This window comes from Burkholderia dolosa (assembly GCF_902499135.1).
Lineage (GTDB): Bacteria > Pseudomonadota > Gammaproteobacteria > Burkholderiales > Burkholderiaceae > Burkholderia > Burkholderia dolosa.
This window is the reverse complement of the sequence record NZ_CABVPR010000036.1, coordinates 12,976-32,156: the sequence shown is the minus strand read 5'-3', so window position 1 is coordinate 32,156 and position 19,181 is coordinate 12,976. Positions and strand designations below refer to the sequence as shown.

At 67.4% G+C, this 19,181-nt stretch carries 15 protein-coding genes; 14 read left to right on the top strand and 1 reads right to left on the bottom strand.

What is annotated here, in order from left to right; translation table 11 throughout:
* Positions 1–128: 128 nt before the first annotated feature.
* The 12 genes from BUB20358_RS17080 to ugpQ all read left to right on the top strand — a co-directional run bounded on the left by BUB20358_RS17080 (position 129) and on the right by ugpQ (position 12,323).
* Positions 129–1,052, top strand: a complete 924-nt coding sequence (locus tag BUB20358_RS17080) for a type IV pilus biogenesis protein PilM (RefSeq protein WP_035973181.1) — start codon at positions 129–131, stop codon at positions 1,050–1,052.
* Positions 1,049–1,681 (top strand): fimbrial protein, encoded by a 633-nt coding sequence (locus tag BUB20358_RS17075; protein WP_094190596.1) that lies wholly within the window; start codon positions 1,049–1,051, stop codon positions 1,679–1,681. The genes BUB20358_RS17080 and BUB20358_RS17075 overlap by 4 nt, the downstream gene beginning before the upstream one ends.
* Positions 1,678–2,595 carry a hypothetical protein gene (locus BUB20358_RS17070; protein ID WP_035973176.1) on the top strand — a complete coding sequence of 306 codons (918 nt, stop codon included), beginning with the start codon at positions 1,678–1,680 and terminating at the stop codon, positions 2,593–2,595. The genes BUB20358_RS17075 and BUB20358_RS17070 overlap by 4 nt, the downstream gene beginning before the upstream one ends.
* The gene (locus BUB20358_RS17065; RefSeq protein WP_006765397.1) at positions 2,592–4,241 is read left to right on the top strand and encodes a type IV pilus secretin PilQ; all 1,650 of its coding nucleotides are present in this window, start codon (positions 2,592–2,594) and stop codon (positions 4,239–4,241) included. Before BUB20358_RS17070 ends, BUB20358_RS17065 begins: the two co-directional genes overlap by 4 nt.
* A 39-nt stretch (positions 4,242–4,280) precedes the next feature.
* On the top strand, positions 4,281–4,835 hold the full coding sequence (gene aroK, locus BUB20358_RS17060) for a shikimate kinase AroK (protein WP_081293620.1): 555 nt from the start codon (positions 4,281–4,283) through the stop codon (positions 4,833–4,835).
* Complete coding sequence (gene aroB, locus BUB20358_RS17055; RefSeq protein ID WP_006765395.1) at positions 4,832–5,911, top strand: 3-dehydroquinate synthase; 1,080 nt, start codon at positions 4,832–4,834, stop codon at positions 5,909–5,911. The genes aroK and aroB overlap by 4 nt, the downstream gene beginning before the upstream one ends.
* A gap of 65 nt (positions 5,912–5,976) precedes the next feature.
* Entirely contained in the window at positions 5,977–7,161 is a 1,185-nt protein-coding gene (locus tag BUB20358_RS17050; RefSeq protein WP_094190634.1) for a deoxyguanosinetriphosphate triphosphohydrolase, read from the top strand.
* A 90-nt stretch (positions 7,162–7,251) separates the two neighbouring features.
* Positions 7,252–8,586 (top strand): sn-glycerol-3-phosphate ABC transporter substrate-binding protein UgpB, encoded by a 1,335-nt coding sequence (gene ugpB / locus BUB20358_RS17045; protein WP_006765393.1) that lies wholly within the window; start codon positions 7,252–7,254, stop codon positions 8,584–8,586.
* 96 nt (positions 8,587–8,682) lie between these two features.
* Complete coding sequence (ugpA, locus tag BUB20358_RS17040) at positions 8,683–9,567, top strand: sn-glycerol-3-phosphate ABC transporter permease UgpA (protein WP_035973446.1); 885 nt, start codon at positions 8,683–8,685, stop codon at positions 9,565–9,567.
* Positions 9,564–10,409, top strand: coding sequence for a sn-glycerol-3-phosphate ABC transporter permease UgpE (gene ugpE / locus BUB20358_RS17035; RefSeq protein WP_006765392.1), 846 nt, complete (start codon positions 9,564–9,566; stop codon positions 10,407–10,409). Before ugpA ends, ugpE begins: the two co-directional genes overlap by 4 nt.
* A gap of 33 nt (positions 10,410–10,442) precedes the next feature.
* Complete coding sequence (locus BUB20358_RS17030; RefSeq protein WP_006765391.1) at positions 10,443–11,528, top strand: sn-glycerol-3-phosphate import ATP-binding protein UgpC; 1,086 nt, start codon at positions 10,443–10,445, stop codon at positions 11,526–11,528.
* A gap of 30 nt (positions 11,529–11,558) precedes the next feature.
* The gene (gene ugpQ, locus BUB20358_RS17025; RefSeq protein WP_035973174.1) at positions 11,559–12,323 is read left to right on the top strand and encodes a glycerophosphodiester phosphodiesterase; all 765 of its coding nucleotides are present in this window, start codon (positions 11,559–11,561) and stop codon (positions 12,321–12,323) included.
* Between the two features lie 169 nt (positions 12,324–12,492).
* Here ugpQ and BUB20358_RS17020 read toward each other — a convergent pair whose 3' ends face one another.
* Entirely contained in the window at positions 12,493–13,224 is a 732-nt protein-coding gene (locus BUB20358_RS17020; protein WP_006765389.1) for an OmpW/AlkL family protein, read from the bottom strand.
* Positions 13,225–13,417: 193 nt separating this feature from the next.
* Between BUB20358_RS17020 and BUB20358_RS17015 the strand changes: the two genes are divergently transcribed.
* Together BUB20358_RS17015 and BUB20358_RS17010 are read left to right on the top strand one after the other, a co-directional pair.
* A complete protein-coding gene (locus BUB20358_RS17015; RefSeq protein ID WP_006765388.1) occupies positions 13,418–14,131 on the top strand; it encodes a transposase in 714 nt (237 codons plus the stop codon).
* 288 nt (positions 14,132–14,419) lie between these two features.
* Positions 14,420–19,123: a glutamate synthase-related protein gene (locus BUB20358_RS17010; RefSeq protein WP_006765387.1), complete on the top strand. Its 4,704-nt coding sequence runs from the start codon at positions 14,420–14,422 to the stop codon at positions 19,121–19,123.
* Positions 19,124–19,181: the final 58 nt, after the last annotated feature.

Below are 19,181 nucleotides of genomic sequence, written 5' to 3'. Positions count from 1 at the left end.
CAGCATAGTCGCTGCACGGCCGTCGCGAGCGGATGTTGGCCGTTCGGCCGACTGTCGGCCGCGTGCGTCGCTTTGCAGAATCAAGCCTCGGAAACGCGGCATGGGCCGCGACGATCGCGGAGGTTGGGATGACGGAACGATGGGCGGCGCGGTTTACGCCGGGCAGGCACCGGGCGACGGGAATCGACGTCGGTGCGCACGAGGTGAGGGTCGCCGTGCTGAGCCGGCGCGGGCGCATGGCGGACGTGCGAATCGAAGGGCTCGAGCGGGAGCCGGTCGGGCTCGCCGACGGGCCGGAGGATGCGCGCTGGGCGGCGGTCGCGCGCGCGTTGGCGGCGGCCGTGTCGCGATTGTCCATCGCAGGCGTGCGCTGCGATGCGCGCGGCGTGATGGCGCTCGCCGACGACGAGATGCGCGTCGCGACGCTCGATCTGGCCGGGCGCGACGACGTCGCGGACGCCGCGCGCCAGGCGGCCGAGCGTATTTCGGGGCTGGCGCCGGACGGCCTCGCGTTCGACTGGCGCGAGGACGACGGCGCGCAGCCGGGCGAGATCGCGGTGGCCGTCGCCCCGCTGCCGCTGCTCGAGCGGCGGATCGACGTGGCTGCGCAGGCCGGTGTCGACCTGACGGCCGTCGACGGCGAGTCGGCCGCTGCGCTGCGTGCGTTGCGCTATGCCGCGCAGTTCGAGCTCGACGCACAGGGTCCGTACGCCGCGCTCTGGTTTTCCGACGGCGGCGTGCGCGGCTGGCGCGTGGACGGCGCGGTCGCCGCGCCCATGCTCGCGTTGTCCGGCGACGTGCCGACGGCGCTTTCCGACGCGCTGCGCCAGTGTGCGCTCGAGCCGGTCCGATGCGTGCTGGTGGCCGGCGACGAACCGTGCATCGCGCGCTTCGGCATGTCGGTTGCCGACATCGGCGACGCCTTCGGCGCGGCCGCGGTGCCGTTCGACTGCTGCGGCTGGGATGGGCGTCCGTCGCAGCCTGCCGGCGCGTCGCCCGGCCCGGCGTTTGCCGTCGCGTTCGGGCTTGCGTTGCGCGGGGTGTGGGAATGATGGCCGATCGCGTGATCGGGCGAACTGCGGCCGGGCATCTGCAGCTGGGCGGCTTCAATCTGCTGCCGTACCGTGAGCGGCTCGAACAGGCGCTGCGCCGCCGCCGAGCCGCGCAGTGCGGTACGGCGATCCTGCTCGGCGTGCTGGGCGCCGGACTGTGGACGGGCGCTGCCACGTGGATGCGCACGCACGCGGATGCCGAGCGCGCCAATCTCGAGGCGCGGTTGCGGCAGTGGCAGCCGCAGATGGACGCGGCAACCCGTGCGGCGCGTGCGACCGCCGCCGCCGCTCGGCGCGACGCGCAGGCAGCCGCGCTCGGCGCACCGTATCGGCGTATCGCGGCGCTGCTGGCCGTGCTCGAGCGCGAACGCGACGCGACCGTGCGGCTGGACACGTTGCGCGCCACGTCGTCCGGCGCCGCGCTGGACGCGCACGCCGCGAGCTACCGTGCTGCGGCGCGCTGGCTCGCGCGGATCGCGCACGAGCAGCGCGACTGGCGACTCGATATCGGCGCGTTGAAGCCGGCCGCAGACGTATCGTCCGCGGTCGCGACGCCGTTCCGGTTCTCGGTCCAGTTTCACTGGCTCGACCCGAAGCCGCGACAGAAACCGGCGGGAGGTCGCGCATGACGGCACTCACGAATCGGCTCATCGTCGACGGCCTTCCCGGTCGGCGCGGCAGCACGCGGCGCGTGTCACCGGCGATCTCGCATGCCGCGTGCTGCGTGCTCGCGTTCGCGGCCGCATTGATCGGCGGCATTCGTCTGGCGGATTCAGCGGACTGGAGCGGGCTCGCGCGCAGCCGCGAATTGCTGGCAGCCGCGCACATGCGTGTCGCCGAAGCACAGCGTGTGTTGGCGGCCTCGGCCGGGCGGCAGGACGTGCGCATCGCGGGTACCGACGACGAGCGCTTGCCGCGGGCGCCGGAATGGCCGGTGCTGATGATGGAACTGGCCGATCTCGCTGTGCGCAGCGGTCTGCATGTGACGTCGATCGATCCGCAACACGCTGAAGGCGAGCGGCTATCGGGCGAAGACCGACCCGGCGCAGGCGACGCGGACGTGGACGGCCGGCGCACGGTGCGCGTGGTCGCGCACGGCGGTTTTTCCGCCGTGCTGCACATGCTCGGCGGACTTGCGGAGTTCCCGGTGCTCGCGGTCCCGACGGCGCTGCGTATCGAGCGAGGATTGCTGGCCGCACGTGTCGAGATGTCGGTCGACGTATTTCCCGCGCTGGCCGGCGCGAAGGTCGCGGATGGCGTGGCGCCGGCTCCGGCATCGGAGCATGGCCCGGAAGACGATCCGTTTGGCGGCGCAGCGTCATCGGCGGTCGGCGATGGTCCGGCGCCGCGACTGGCCGGCACGATCCGCGACGCGCGCACCGCGCTCGCGCTGTTCGACGGCGGCGACGGCGCGTTCGCGGCCGTCGCGCCGGGCGAAGCGCTCGGCGCGTCGCGCGTCGTGCGCGTCGACGCCGACGCCGTGATGCTCGCGACCGCCGACGGCCCGCACCGACTCGCGCTCGGCGACGGAGGCCGGCCATGACGAAACACGGTTGGTGGGCGGTCGCCGCAATGTGGCTCGGATCGGGCGCGACAGCCGCCGCGCATGCGGCGTTGCCGCCGCTGCCGCCGCTGCCGGCGGTGTGGCCGGTTGCGTCGACGCATGTGCCGGCCGCCGCACCGCTGCCCGAAGGTGCGCTTACCCCGGACGAAGCGAGCGGCGCGACGTCCTCGCACGCGGGGCCGCCGCCGTTCGAGCACGCGGCGCGCGCGGCGCTTCAGGCGGAGAAGACCGCATCGGCACCCGTGCTGGAAGGGCCGCCGATTCCGCTGCCGCCGCCGGCACGCATGAACGACGCCGCAGCGCGGCAGCCGGGCGACCCGGACGACGCGCGACGGATCTCGCTGAACCTGCACGGCGCGGCGCTTGCCGCTGCGTTCGACGCATTCGCGCGCTTCGCGGGACTCAATATTGTGGTCGGCGAGCAGGTGCGCGGCACCGTGACGTTACGTCTGAACAATGTCCGCTGGCGCGATGCGTTCGACATGCTGCTCGACGCACACGGGCTGTCGATGTCCCGGCGCGGCAACGTGATCTGGATCACGTCGGCGGCCGAACTCGCCGTGCGCGAGCGCGAGCGTTTCGAAATGCATGCGCGCGCCGCCGAGCTGGAGCCGCTCGCGAGCCGCACGTTCGCGCTGCATTACCCGCGCGCGCAGGACGTGCAGCGGCTGCTCGCCGGTGCGACGGGGCAGCGCCTGCTGTCGAAACGCGGGGCCGCGGCCGCCGATCCGCGCACGAACCTGCTGTTCGTCACCGATCTCGCGCCGCGCATCGCGCAAATCGCGAGCTTGATCGACGCGATCGACAAGCCGTCGCGTCAGGTGCGAATCGAGGCGCGCATCGTCGAGGGCGAGCAGGGCTTTTCGCGCAATCTCGGTGCGCGGCTCGCGCTGCATGCGCAGGGGCGGCCGCCGCCCGGCGACGGCGCTGCGCCCGCCACCGACACGCGCAACGCACTCGATCTCGCCGCGCGGCCGCTCGGCGGCTTCGACGCAGCGACGGCCGGCCTCACGCTGTTCGCCGCGCCGCTGAGCCGCGTGCTCGACATCGAGCTGAGTGCGCTCGAGGCGCAAGGGCGCGGCCAGATCGTATCGCGACCGCGCGTCGTGACGGCCGATCGCGTGAAGGCGATCGTCGAGCAGGGCTCCGAGCTGCCGTACCAGGCGAAGGTCGGCAACGGCGTGAGCGGCGTGCAGTTCCGTCGCGCGACGCTGAAGCTCGAAGTGGAGCCGCAGAGCACGCCGGACGGCCGGGTCGTGCTCGATCTCGACGTGACCAAGGACAGCGTCGGCGAGCCAACGGCCGCCGGGCCGGCGATCCACACGAAGCACGTGCAGACGCGCGTCGAGGTCGAGGACGGCGGAACCGTCGCGATCGGCGGCATTTACGAGCAGTTGAACCGGGACGATGTGACGCGGGTACCGCTGTTGGGCAAAATACCCGTTCTGGGCGCGCTTTTCCGGCATCAGGCGCGGCGCGATCAGCGCAGCGAACTGGTCGTCTTCATCACGCCGACCGTCGTCGGCGCACGCTGCGAGACGGCCGGCTCGCGCGATGCAGACGCGGAAGAAACGGGGCCGGAAGCCGCCGGCGCAGGCTCGACAAGGCGGCCGCTTTGCCAGTAAGCTGCGCCACACACCAGCAGATTCAAGCAGAGGAAGCCGTTGCAAGCGCGGGACCCACATGCAAACGTATTTTTCGTCGGCCTTATGGGAGCGGGTAAGACCACCGTGGGCCGTGCGGTCGCGCGCCGGCTCGACAGGACGTTCTTCGACTCCGATCACGAAATCGAGGCTCGCACGGGCGCCCGCATTCCGGTGATCTTCGAACTGGAAGGCGAGGCCGGGTTTCGCGATCGCGAGTCGCACGTGATCGCCGAGCTCACGCAGCGCGCGAACATCGTGCTCGCGACGGGCGGCGGCGCGGTGCTGCGGCCCGAGAATCGCGAGTGCCTGAAAAGCAACGGCATCGTCGTCTATTTGCGCGCCAATCCGCACGATCTTTGGCTGCGCACGCGCAAGGACAAGAACCGCCCACTATTGCAGACCGACGATCCGAAGGCGCGTCTCGAAGCGCTGTACGAAGTGCGCGACCCGCTGTATCGCGAATGCGCGGACTTCGTGATCGAGACCGGTCGTCCGTCGGTCAACGGTCTCGTCAACATGGTGCTGATGCAACTCGAACTGGCGGGCGTCGTCGCCAAGCCGCTACAAGCATGATTACTGTCAACGTCGACCTGGGCGAGCGCGCCTATCCGATTCATATTGGCGCCGGCCTGATCGGCCGCACCGAGCTGTTCGCCCGTCATATCAACGGCTCGTCCGTCACGATCGTCACGAACACGACGGTCGATCCGCTGTACGGCGACACGCTGCGCGCCGCGCTCGCGCCGCTCGGCAAGCGCGTATCGACGGTCGTGCTGCCGGATGGCGAAGCGTACAAGAACTGGGAAACGCTGAACCTGATCTTCGACGGTCTGCTGACCGAGCGTGCGGACCGCAAGACGACGCTCGTCGCGCTCGGCGGCGGCGTGATCGGCGACATGACGGGTTTTGCGGCCGCGTGCTACATGCGCGGCGTGCCGTTCATCCAGGTGCCAACCACGCTGCTGTCGCAGGTCGATTCGTCGGTCGGCGGCAAGACCGGCATCAACCATCCGCTCGGCAAGAACATGATCGGCGCGTTCTACCAGCCGCAAGCGGTGATCGCCGATATCGGCGCACTCTCGACGCTGCCGGTGCGGGAACTGGCTGCCGGCATTGCGGAGATCATCAAGACCGGCGCGATCGCCGATGCCGAATTCTTCGACTGGATCGAGGCGAACGTCGACGCGCTGAACCATCGCGACGCGGACGCGCTCGCGCACGCGGTGAAGCGCTCGTGCGAGATCAAGGCGAGCGTGGTCGCCGCCGACGAGCGCGAAGGCGGCCTGCGCGCGATCCTCAATTTCGGCCACACGTTCGGCCACGCGATCGAGGCCGGGCTCGGCTACGGCGAGTGGCTGCACGGCGAGGCGGTCGGCTGCGGGATGGTGATGGCGGCCGACCTGTCGGTGCGGCTCGGCCTGCTCGACGAAGCGTCGAGGCAGCGGCTCGACGCGGTGATCGCGGCCGCGCACCTGCCGGTTCGCGGGCCGGCGCTCGGCGATGCGCGCTACATGGAGCTGATGCGCGTCGACAAGAAGGCCGAAGCCGGCGCGATCAAGTTCATCCTGCTGAAGCGATTCGGCGATACGCTGATCACGCAAGCGCCCGACGAAGCCGTGTTCGCGACGCTGGCGCAGACGACCCGGTAACCGGCGACCGGATGCCCCGGCGCCCCTGACATGGAGGAGACGTGAGCGAGACATCCAGCAGCAAACTGCCCGAGGCCGGCCGCACATCCGTTGCGCCGGTAGTCGAGCCGCCGACGCTGGCGGCGCTGGAAGCCCATCTCGCTCCGTATGCCGCGCATGCGTCGCAATCGCGCGGCCGCCGCTACCCGGAGAAGCCGCCGGTCGCGCGCACCGAATTCCAGCGCGACCGCGACCGCATCGTCCATTCGACCGCGTTTCGTCGGCTGGAATACAAAACGCAGGTATTCGTCAATCACGAGGGCGACCTGTTCCGCACGCGCCTCACGCACAGCCTCGAAGTCGCGCAGATTGCGCGGTCGGTCGCGCGCAATCTGCGCCTGAACGAGGATCTCGTCGAGGCGATCTCGCTCGCGCACGACCTCGGCCATACGCCGTTCGGCCATGCCGGGCAGGACGCGCTCAATGCGTGCATGCGCGAGCACGGCGGCTTCGAGCACAACCTGCAGAGCCTTGCCGTCGTCGACGAGCTCGAAGAGCATTACGGCGCATTCAACGGGCTGAACCTGTGCTTCGAGACGCGCGAGGGCATCCTGAAGCACTGCTCGCGCGAGAATGCACGCAAGCTCGGCGCGCTCGGCGAGCGTTTCCTGCAGGGCCGTCAGCCGTCGCTCGAAGCGCAGCTCGCGAACATCGCGGACGAGATCGCGTACAACAACCACGACGTCGACGACGGCCTGCGCTCGGGGCTGATCACGATCGACCAGCTCGCGGAGGTCGAGCTGTGGCAGCGCCATTACGACGCGGCGCTCGCGGAGTTTCCGCATCTGGAAGGCCGGCGTCTCGTGCACGAGACGGTGCGCCGCATCATCAACACGCTGATCGTCGACCTGATCGACGAGACCACACGCAACCTCGCGCGCGTCGCGCCCGCGTCGCTCGACGACGTGCGCGCGGCGCCGCCGCTCGTCGCGCACAGCGAAGCTGTCGCCGCGCAGGCGGCCGCGCTCAAGCGCTTCCTGTTCAAGAACCTGTATCGCCACTACAAGGTGATGCGCATGGCGAACAAGGCGCAGCGCGTCGTGACCGGGCTGTTCGAAGCATTCACCGACGATCCGCGCCTGCTGCCGCCGCCGTACCAGTCGGAAGATCCCGCGCAGCAGCCGCGGCTCGTCGCGCACTACATCGCCGGGATGACCGACCGGTTCGCGCTGAAGGAGTACCAGCGCCTGTTCGTCGTCAACGACAACTGACTGTCACAAACGATCACTAGACTTCGCCGGTCCAATGGCGACGGGAATGTTGCACACGCGGTTGGTAACGTTTTCATAGGAGAAGGGTCGATGAAGAAAAAGCCTGCGGGGAGCCTGGTTCGTTCGATCGCGCTCGGCGGCGCGCTGATGTTCGGCATCCAGCACGCGGCGTTCGCCGTGACGGAAATCCAGTTCTGGCATGCGATGGAGGCGGCGCTCGGCGAGCGCGTCAACGAGATCGCCGCGCAGTTCAACGCGTCGCAGAGCGACTACAAGATCGTGCCGGTCTTCAAGGGCACCTACGATCAGGCGCTGGCCGCAGGCATCGCCGCGTATCGCAGCGGCAACGCGCCGGCGATCCTGCAGGTCTACGAAGTCGGTACGGCGACGATGATGCAGGCGAAGAAGGCCGTCGTGCCGGTCTACGACGTGTTCAAGCAGGCGGGCGAACCGCTCGACGAAAAGGCGTTCGTGCCGACCATCGCGAGCTACTACAGCGACGCGAAGACGGGTCATCTGGTGTCGATGCCGTTCAACAGTTCGACGCCGGTGCTGTACTACAACAAGGACGCGTTCAAGAAAGCCGGGCTCGATCCGAACCAGCCGCCGAAGACGTGGGCCGAAGTGAAGGCCGATGCCGAGAAGCTGCGCAAGTCCGGCATGGCGTGCGGCTTCACGACGGGCTGGCAGGGCTGGATCCAGCTCGAAAACTACAGCGCGTGGCACGGCCTGCCGTTCGCGACGCGCAACAACGGCTTCGACGGTACCGACGCGGTGCTCGAATTCAACAAGCCGCAGCAGATCGCGCACATCGCGTTCCTGCAGCAGATGGCGAAGGACGGCACGTTCACGTACGCGGGCCGCAAGGACGAGGCGTCGGCGAAGTTCTACAGCGGCGACTGCGGGATCATGACGACGTCGTCGGGGGCGCTCGCGAACGTGCAGAAGTTCGCGAAGTTCAGCTACGGCACCGGCATGATGCCGTACGACGCGAACGTGAAGGGCGCGCCGCAGAACGCGATCATCGGCGGCGCGAGCCTGTGGGTGCTGGCCGGCAAGGATCCGGCGACCTACAAGGGCGTCGCGAAATTCCTCGCGTTTCTGAGCACGCCGGCGGTCGCGGCGAAGTGGCATCAGGAAACCGGTTATCTGCCGGTCACGACGGCCGCATACGACCTCACGCGCCAGCAGGGCTTCTACGCGAAGAATCCGAGCGCCGAAACCGCGATCAAGCAGATGCTGAACAAGCCGCCGCTGCCGTACACGAAGGGGCTGCGCCTCGGCAACATGCCGCAGATCCGCACGATCGTCGACGAGGAATTCGAGCAGGTGTGGGCGCAGAAGAAGTCGCCGAAGGACGCGCTCGACTCGGCGGCGTCGCGCGGCGACGAACTGCTGCGCCGCTTCGAGAAGTCGGGCGGCTGATCCCGCATCGCGTCGCGCCGCCGGCTGCATCGCGCACGCGCGTATGCGGCGCGGCGGCGCCGTTCCTTTTCCGTTTCGTCTGACCGGATGCCCGCGATGCAATCCCGTTCCCGTTTCGGCACGAGCCTGCTGCCGTATCTGCTGATCGCGCCGCAGCTCGCGATTACCGTCGTGTTCTTCCTTTGGCCGGCCGGCGTCGCGCTGTGGCAGTCGACGCAGATGCAGGACGCGTTCGGCACGTCGAGCGAATTCGTCGGCTTTGCGAATTTCGCGAACCTGTTCGCCGATCCGCTGTATCTCGACTCGTTCCGCACGACGCTCGTGTTCAGCGCATGCGTGACCGTCAGCGGGCTCGTCGTGTCGCTGCTGCTCGCCGCCTGCGCGGACCGCGTGATCCGCGGCGCGCGCACGTACCGCACGCTGCTGATCTGGCCGTACGCGGTCGCGCCGACGATCGCCGCCGTGCTGTGGGCGTTCCTGTTCAATCCGAGCATCGGCCTCGTCACCTATGCGCTCGCGAAGGGCGGCATCGTGTGGAATCACGCGCTGAACGGCGGGCAGGCGATGTTCCTCGTCGTGCTCGCGTCGGTGTGGAAGCAGGTGAGCTACAACTTCCTGTTCTTCTATGCGGGGCTGCAGGCGATTCCACGCTCGCTGATCGAGGCGGCGGCGATCGACGGCGCGGGGCCGGTGCGGCGCTTCTTCAACGTCGTGCTGCCGCTGCTGTCGCCGACGAGCTTCTTTCTGCTGGTCGTCAATCTCGTCTACGCGTTCTTCGACACGTTCCCGGTGATCGACGCGGCCACCGCCGGCGGCCCCGCGCAGAGCACGAGGACGCTGATCTACAAGATCTTCGCGGAAGGCTTCCAGGGGCTCGACATCGGCAGCTCAGGCGCGCAGTCGGTCGTGCTGATGATCATCGTCGTCGGCCTCACGGTGATCCAGTTCCGCTTCGTCGAACGCAGGGTGCAATACGCATGATCGAGAATCGCAAGGGTTTCGACCTGTTCTGTCACGCGGTGCTGATCGCGGGCGTCGTGCTGATCGTGTTCCCGGTGTACGTCGCGTTCTGCGCGGCGACGATGAATGCGCAGGAAGTGTTTACGGTGCCGCTGTCGCTCGTGCCGAGCACGCACCTGTTCGAGAACGTCGCGTATATCTGGGGGCACGGCAGCGGCGGCACGGCTGCGCCGTTCGGCCGTCTGCTGCTGAACAGCTTCGCGATGGCGCTCGGCATCGCGGTCGGCAAGATCGCGGTGTCGATCCTGTCCGCGTACGCGATCGTCTATTTCCGCTTTCCGTTCCGCAACACGGCGTTCTGGCTGATTTTCGTCACGCTGATGCTGCCGGTCGAGGTGCGGATCTTTCCGACCGTGCAGGTCGTGTCGACGCTGCATCTGACGAACAGCTATGCCGGGCTCACGCTGCCGCTGATCGCATCGGCGACCGCGACGTTCCTGTTCCGCCAGTTCTTCATGACGCTGCCCGACGAGCTGATGGACGCGGCGCGCATCGACGGCGCCGGGCCGCTGCGCTTTTTCTGGGACGTCGTGCTGCCGCTGTCGAAGACGAGCATCGCCGCGCTGTTCGTGATCACGTTCATCTACGGCTGGAATCAGTATCTGTGGCCGATCCTGATCACGACGGAGGCATCGCTGTCGACCGCGGTGGTCGGCATCAAGACGATGATCGCGAGCGGCGATGCCGCGACCGAATGGCAATACGTGATGGCGGCGACGCTGCTGGCGATGGTGCCGCCGCTCGTCGTCGTGCTGGCGATGCAGCGCTGGTTCGTGCGCGGCCTCGTCGACGCCGAGAAATAACCGACGAACGGCAACCGAGGAGAAGGACCCGCTATGGCTGCGCTGAGCTTGAAAGGCGTCAGGAAATCGTACGACGGCAAGCAGTACGTGCTGCACGGGATCGACGTCGAGATCGCCGACGGCGAATTCATCGTACTGGTCGGTCCGTCCGGCTGCGGCAAGTCCACGCTGCTGCGGATGATCGCGGGGCTCGAGAGCGTGACGGACGGCGAGATCGCGATCGGCGACCGCGTGGTCAATGCGCTGGAGCCGAAGGACCGCGACATCGCGATGGTGTTCCAGAACTACGCGCTGTATCCGCACATGACGGTCGCGCAGAACATGGGATACGGGCTGAAGATCCGCGGAATCGACCGCGCGACGATCGACGCGCGCGTGGCCGCGGCCGCGAAGATCCTCGAACTCGGTCCGCTGCTCGCGCGGCGGCCGCGCGAGCTATCGGGCGGTCAGCGCCAGCGGGTCGCGATGGGGCGCGCGATCGTGCGTGAGCCGTCGGTGTTCCTGTTCGACGAGCCGCTGTCGAACCTCGACGCGAAACTGCGCGTGCAGATGCGGCTCGAGATTCAGCGGCTGCATGCACGTCTCGCGACGACGAGCGTCTACGTGACGCACGACCAGATCGAGGCGATGACGCTCGCGCAGCGCGTGATCGTGATGAATCGCGGCTACGCGGAGCAGATCGGCGCGCCGGTCGACGTGTACGAGAAGCCGGCGACGCTCTTCGTCGCGGGCTTCATCGGCTCGCCGGCGATGAACCTGCTGCACGGCCGGCTGTCGGACGACGGCGCGACGTTCGCGGTCGCAGGCGGCGGCCCCGCGCTGCCGGTGGCCGGCGCGCCCGGCATCGGCGCGGCGATCGCGACGGGCCGCGACTGGGTGCTCGGCGTGCGGCCCGAGCACATGACGCCGCAGCCCGGCGTGCCGCACGCGACGCTGCCGGTCGATTCGTGCGAGTTACTCGGCGCGGACAATCTCGCGCACGGCCGCTGGGGCGATCACGACGTCGCGGTGCGTCTGCCGCACGCCGATCGTCCGGCGCGCGGCAGCGCGCTGACCGCGGCGCTGCCTGCGCATCGGCTGCATTTCTTCGATCCCGACACCGGCAAGCGTGCCGGCTGAACGCGTCGAACCATCTGCGAGGACGACACGATGATTTCCCGTGAAGATTGGCCGTACCCGCGCGTCGTCGCGCACCGCGGCGGCGGCACGCTCGCACCGGAGAACACGCTTGCCGCGCTCGACGAGGGCGCGCGCCGCGGCCACCGGATGGTCGAGTTCGATGCGAAGCTGTCGGCCGACGACGTCACGTTCCTGTTGCACGACGACACGGTCGATCGCACGTCGAACGGCAGCGGGCCGGCCGCGGGCATGCGCTATGCGACGCTCGCGTCGCTGGATGCGGGCGCGTGGTTCGACGCGCGCTTCGCCGGCGAGCGGATGCCGACGCTCGAGGCGGCCGCCGTGCGCTGCATCGCGCACGCGCTTGCCGCGAACGTCGAGATCAAGCCGTGCCCGGGGCGCGAGCGCGACACCGGGCGGCGCGTCGCGGCGGATGCCGCTGCGTATTGGCGCGATGCGGCCGTGCCGCCGCTGCTGTCGTCGTTTTCGTTCGACGCATTACGACAGGCGCGCGAAACCGCGCCCGAATTGCCGCGCGGAATGCTGTACGACGCGGTGCCCGGCGACTGGCACGCGCAGGTCGTCGACGCGCTCGACTGCGTATCGCTGCACGCGAACCACGCGCGGCTCGACGAGCCGCTCGTACGAGCGATCAAGTCGGCCGGGTTGCGAATCCTGGTTTACACGGTCAACGACCTCGACCGCGCGCGCGAACTCGTGCGCTGGGGCGTGGATTCCGTCTGTACCGACCGCATCGACCTGATCGGTCCGGCCGCGCTGGACGACGTCGCGTAGCGCACGTCGCGACGTCGGGCAAAACCCTTTGCGGGAACGGACCCGAGGCGAAAAATGACGCCCCGGCGGAAGCCCGTCCGGGGCGTTTTGCATCGTGGAGACGTTACGCGGCGAAAAATCCGCTACAAATTGCAGCAGGATTAACCATTCCCCAAATATTCGACTACGCTTAGAAGCGGTAGCCGACGTTCAGGTACGTGACGATCGGATTCAGCGAGATGTGCGCCTTCGACGTTTCGGTCAGTGTGCCGACCGGCGTCCGGCGTGCGGTCGTGAAGGTCGCGGTGACGCTCACGGGCACATAGGATATCGACAGCCCGGCGAACCAGTGCTTCGTGAAGTTGTACGTGAAGCCGGCGTTGAAGACCGGCGCCCACTGGTTGCTCGTCGTCGCGCTGGTCGGACCGCCGAGCACGCCGTTCTCGAACGCGCCGTTCGTGATCTTCGCGCCGGTGAACCACACGTACGATGCGCCGATACCGACGTACGGCCGGAACTTCGCGTTCGCGTCGTTGAAGTGGTAACGCAGCAGGACCGCCGGGCTCCACTGATACGCGCGGCCGAGCACGCCGAAGCGCGCGAACTGACCCTTGCCGTTGATGTCGAACTTCGGCGGCACACCGAAAACCAACTCGGTGGAAATGTGGTCGGTGATGAAGTAGCCGGTCGCAAGGCCGAGCGTGTCGGCGTCGCTGATGCCCGCGCCGGTGTTGGGAACGGACTGATTGACGGGCGTACCGCCGACACCGTACACGTACAGCGGATCGCTGCTGTCCTGCGGTGCGAGATGGAACCAGCCGGTACTGACGTAGAAATCACCTGCAGATTGTGCGTGTGCCGTACCGCCCGCGAATGCGAATGCGAGCGCAGCGGCCCCCGTAATGGCCAGTTTTCGTTTCATTGTGTCTCCTCCGATCAAAGGCGTGCTCATTATGACGACTGCGTTTAAAACCAAACAAGCTCGTAAGTTAGAGTTTTCTCCCTAGGATTCGTACGACCGTACGCTTTCGCGCGCCGCAGGGACAGGCATTCTACGCAGGTGCGCACTTTCGGACCTCCGGGTATTTCCTAACGCGTTCAAACGGACATTCAGCATGGCACGGTTAGCACGACTCTACGTTCCCGACCAGCCGCAGCACGTGATACTGCGCGGCCTGGATCAGCAACCCGCGTTCGTTGACGACCAGGACTACGAACTCTTCATCGATTGTCTGAAGGCCGCCGCACGCGATCACCATCTTTCGGTGCACGCCTATGTGCTGCTGCCGCGCCAGGTTCAGCTGCTCGTCACGCCGAGCGACGAAGCGAGCCTGCCGAAGGCGATGCAGGCGGTCGGACGCCGCTACGTCGCCCATTTCAACCGGCGCTACTCGCGCCGCGGCACCCTGTGGGAAGGCCGCTATCGCGCGACGGTCATCGAAGGCGAGCGCTATTTCCTGCTGGCTAGCCGCGTGGTCGAGCTGAGCCCGGTGCGCGCGCAGCTCGTTGCGACGCCGGACGCCTATCGCTGGTCGAGCTACCGGCATCACGTCGGGCTCACCGTCGACAGCCTGATCACCGATCATCAGCTCTATTGGGCGCTCGGCAATACGCCGTTCGACCGCCAGCGCGCATACAAGGAGCTTTGCGAGCAGCCGCTCGACGAGCGCCAGGCCGACCAGCTGCAGCAGGCGACGCTCAAGGGCTGGGTGCTCGGCGGCGACAACTACCGCGAATGGGCGGCGCGCACCGCGAACCGCCGCGTATCGCCGCTGCCGCGCGGACGCCCCAGAAAGGTGCGCGAAAACACGCCGCCGGTCCAGCAGTAGCGCGGGCAGGCGAGTCACGGAGCGGCGCTGCGGGCGCCGCTTCTTTTTGCACCAAATTGTTACGCCCCCAATAAAACGGCACCAGATCGAGGCATCAATTTAATTAGGGATATATCATGCGGTTTTTGTTGCTATTCCTTTGATTCGTCGCGTATATTCCGAATTCCGGTGGCCCGGGCGCAGCCTGCCTATCCACTGTCGGCCGCGCCGTTTCCCGTCGGAAGCGGGACCGGCGGCAACAACAACACGGTTCAACGGCCTTCGAGGCCCCTTTACGACGGTGTCCCCATGAACGACCACCAGCAGCCGCTCGCCGCGGTACCCGCCGCACAGGGTCTGTACGACCCGCAAAACGAACACGACGCCTGCGGCGTCGGCTTCGTCGCTCACATCAAGGGCAAGAAGAGCCACGAGATCATTCAGCAGGGGCTGAAGATTCTCGAGAACCTCGATCACCGCGGCGCGGTCGGCGCCGATCCGCTGATGGGCGACGGCGCCGGCATCCTGATCCAGATTCCGGACGCGTTCTATCGCGAGGAAATGTCGAAGCAGGGCGTCACGCTGCCGCCCGCCGGCGAGTACGGGGTCGGGATGATCTTCCTGCCGAAGGAAAACGCGTCGCGGCTCGCGTGCGAGCAGGAGCTCGAGCGGACGGTGAAGGCCGAAGGCCAGGTCGTGCTCGGCTGGCGCGACGTGCCGGTCGACCACACGATGCCGATTTCGCCCGCCGTGAAGGCGAGCGAGCCGCTGATCCGTCAGATCTTCATCGGCCGCGGCAAGGACATCATGGTGACCGACGCGCTCGAGCGGAAGCTGTACGTGATCCGCAAGACCGCGAGCCACCGCATCCAGGCGCTGAAGCTCAAGCACGGCAAGGAATACTTCGTGCCGTCGATGTCGGCGCGCACGGTCGTCTACAAGGGGCTGCTGCTTGCCGGCCAGGTCGGCGTGTACTACCGCGACCTGCAGGACGAGCGCGTGGTGTCGGCGCTCGCGCTCGTGCACCAGCGCTTCTCGACCAACACGTTCCCGGCGTGGGAACTCGCGCACCCGTACCGGATGATCGCGCACAACGGCGAGATCAACACCGTGAAGGGCAACGTGAACTGGCTGAACGCGCGTACCGGCGCGATCGCGTCGCACGTGCTCGGCGACGATCTGCCGAAGCTCTGGCCGCTGATCTATCCGGGGCAGTCGGACACCGCATCGTTCGACAACTGTCTCGAACTGCTGGTGATGGCCGGCTATCCGCTCGTGCACGCGGTGATGATGATGATCCCGGAAGCGTGGGAGCAGCACACGCTGATGGACGAGAACCGCCGCGCGTTCTACGAATACCACGCCGCAATGATGGAGCCGTGGGACGGCCCCGCCGCGATCGCGTTCACCGACGGTCGCCAGATCGGCGCGACGCTCGACCGTAACGGCCTGCGTCCGGCGCGCTACATCGTCACCGACGACGATCTCGTGATCATGGCGTCGGAAGCCGGCACGCTGCCGATCCCGGAATCGAAGATCGTCAAGAAGTGGCGCCTGCAGCCGGGCAAGATGTTCCTGATCGACATGGAGCACGGCCGCATCATCGACGACAAGGAACTCAAGGACAACCTCGCGAACGCGAAGCCGTACAAGAGCTGGATCGACGCCGTGCGCATCAAGCTCGACGAGATCGAGCCGAAGGCCGAGGAAGTCGCGGCCGGCCGCGCGCAGGGCGCGTCGCTGCTCGATCGCCAGCAGGCATTCGGCTATACGCAGGAGGACCTGAAGTTCCTGATGGCGCCGATGGCGCAGCAGGGCGAGGAAGCGGTGGGCTCGATGGGCAACGACTCGCCGCTCGCGGTGATGTCGAACAAGAACAAGACGCTCTATCACTATTTCAAGCAGCTGTTCGCGCAGGTCACGAACCCGCCGATCGATCCTATCCGCGAGAACATGGTGATGTCGCTCGTGTCGTTCATCGGCCCGAAGCCGAACCTGCTCGACACGAACAACATCAACCCGCCGATGCGGCTCGAAGTGTCGCAGCCGGTGCTCGACTTCAAGGACATCGCGAAGATCCGCGCGATCGATCAGTACACGGGCGGCAAGTTCAGCGCGTACGAGCTGAACATCTGCTATCCGGTCGCGTGGGGCAAGGAAGGCATCGAGGCGCGCCTTGCGTCGCTGTGCGCGGAAGCCGTCGACGCGGTGAAGTCCGGCTACAACATCCTGATCGTGTCGGACCGCAAGACGGACGCCGAGCATGTCGCGATTCCGGCGCTGCTCGCGACGTCGGCGATCCACACGCACCTCGTCCAGCAGGGGCTGCGCACGAGCACGGGCCTTGTCGTCGAGACGGGCTCCGCGCGTGAAACGCATCACTTCGCGCTGCTCGCCGGCTACGGCGCGGAAGCCGTGCATCCGTACCTCGCGATGGAAACGCTCGCGAAGATGGCCGAAGGGCTGTCGGGCGACCTGTCGCCGGAGAAGGCGATCTACAACTTCACGAAGGCGGTCGGCAAGGGCCTGCAGAAAGTGATGTCGAAGATGGGCATCTCGACGTACATGTCGTACACGGGCGCGCAGATCTTCGAAGCGGTCGGTCTGTCGAGCGACCTCGTCGAGAAGTACTTCAAGGGCACCGCGTCGAAGGTCGGCGGGATCGGCCTGTTCGAAGTCGCGGAAGAGGCGATCCGCCTGCACCGCGACGCGTTCGGCGACAACCCGGTCCTGCGCGACATGCTCGACGCGGGCGGCGAGTACGCGTATCGCGTGCGCGGCGAAGACCACATGTGGACGCCCGACTCGATCGCGAAGCTGCAGCACGCGACGCGCAGCAACTCGTACCAGACGTACAAGGAATACGCGCATCTGATCAACGATCAGACCAGGCGCCACATGACGTTCCGCGGGCTGTTCGAGTTCAAGGTCGAGCCGACCAAGGCGATCCCGATCGACGACGTCGAACCGGCGAAGGAAATCGTCAAGCGCTTCGCGACCGGCGCGATGTCGCTGGGCTCGATCAGCACCGAAGCGCACGCGACGCTCGCGATCGCGATGAACCGGATCGGCGGCAAGTCGAACACCGGCGAAGGCGGCGAAGACGAAAACCGTTACCGCAACGAGCTGCGCGGCATTCCGATCAAGGCCGGCGAGACGCTGAAGTCGGTGATCGGCGACGAAGTCGTCAGCGACATTCCGCTGAAGGACGGCGACTCGCTGCGCTCGAAGATCAAGCAGGTCGCATCGGGCCGCTTCGGCGTCACCGCCGAGTACCTCGCGTCGGCCGACCAGATCCAGATCAAGATGGCGCAGGGCGCGAAGCCGGGCGAAGGCGGTCAGCTGCCGGGCCACAAGGTGTCCGACTACATCGGCAAGCTGCGCTACTCGGTGCCGGGCGTCGGGCTGATCTCGCCGCCGCCGCATCACGACATCTACTCGATCGAGGATCTCGCGCAGCTGATCCACGACCTGAAGAACGTGAACCCGAGCTCGAGCATTTCGGTGAAGCTCGTATCGGAAGTGGGCGTCGGCACGGTCGCGGCCGGCGTCGCGAAGGCGAAGGCCGATCACGTCGTGATCGCCGGGCACGACGGCGGCACCGGCGCGTCGCCGCTGTCGTCGGTCAAGCACGCGGGCACGCCGTGGGAGCTCGGCCTCGCCGAGACGCAGCAGACGCTCGTGCTGAACCGCCTGCGCGGCCGCATCCGCGTGCAGGCCGACGGCCAGATGAAGACCGGCCGCGACGTCGTGATCGGCGCGCTGCTCGGCGCGGACGAATTCGGCTTCGCGACGGCGCCGCTCGTCGTCGAAGGCTGCATCATGATGCGCAAGTGTCACCTGAACACGTGCCCGGTCGGCGTCGCGACGCAGGATCCGGTGCTGCGCGCGAAGTTCAAGGGCCAGCCCGAGCACGTCGTGAACTACTTCTTCTTCGTCGCCGAGGAAGTGCGCGAGATCATGGCGCAGCTCGGCATCGCGAAGTTCGACGATCTGATCGGTCGCGCCGATCTGCTCGATACGCGCAAGGGCATCGAGCACTGGAAGGCGAAGGGCCTCGACTTCTCGCGCGTGTTCTATCAGCCGGAAGGCTGCGAAGGCGTCGCGCGCCGTCACGTCGAAAGCCAGGATCACGGGCTCGACCGCGCGCTCGACCACGTGCTGATCGAGAAGGCGAAGGCCGCGATCGAGAACGGCGAGCACGTGTCGTTCATCCAGCCGGTGCGCAACGTGAACCGGACGGTCGGCGCGATGCTGTCGGGTGTGATCGCGAAGAAGCATGGCCACGACGGCCTCGCGGACGACGCGGTGCACATCCAGCTGAAAGGCACCGCGGGCCAGAGCTTCGGCGCGTTCCTCGCGAAGGGCGTGACGCTCGACCTCGTCGGCGACGGCAACGACTACGTCGGCAAGGGCCTGTCGGGCGGCCGGATCATTATCCGTCCGACCAACGACTTCCGCGGCAAGTCCGAGGAGAACATCATCTGCGGCAACACGGTGATGTACGGCGCGATCGAAGGCGAAGCATTCTTCCGCGGCGTCGCGGGCGAGCGCTTCTGCGTGCGCAACTCGGGTGCGACGGCGGTCGTCGAAGGCACCGGCGATCACGGCTGCGAATACATGACGGGCGGCACGGTCGTCGTGCTCGGCGAGACGGGGCGCAACTTCGCAGCTGGCATGTCGGGCGGCATCGCGTACATCTACGATCCGGACGGCACGTTCGCGGCGAAGTGCAACAAGTCGATGGTCGCGCTCGATCCGGTGCTGCAGCAGGCCGAGCAGGAGCGTACGGTCGACCGCGCGCTGTGGCATGCGGGCACGACCGACGAAGCGCTGCTCAAGGGGCTCGTCGAGCGTCATTTCCAGTTCACGGGTTCGCCGCGCGCGAAATCGCTGCTGGAAAACTGGGACGCGGCGCGCCGCCAGTTCGTGAAGGTGTTCCCGCACGAATACAAGCGCGCGCTGGGCGAGATCGGTGCGAAGAAGGCGGCGAAGGAAGTGCTGGCCGCCTGAGCGACGAACGACATAGCGAAGGCCGCCCGCGAATGAACGCCGTGCGCGGCTCCCCCAC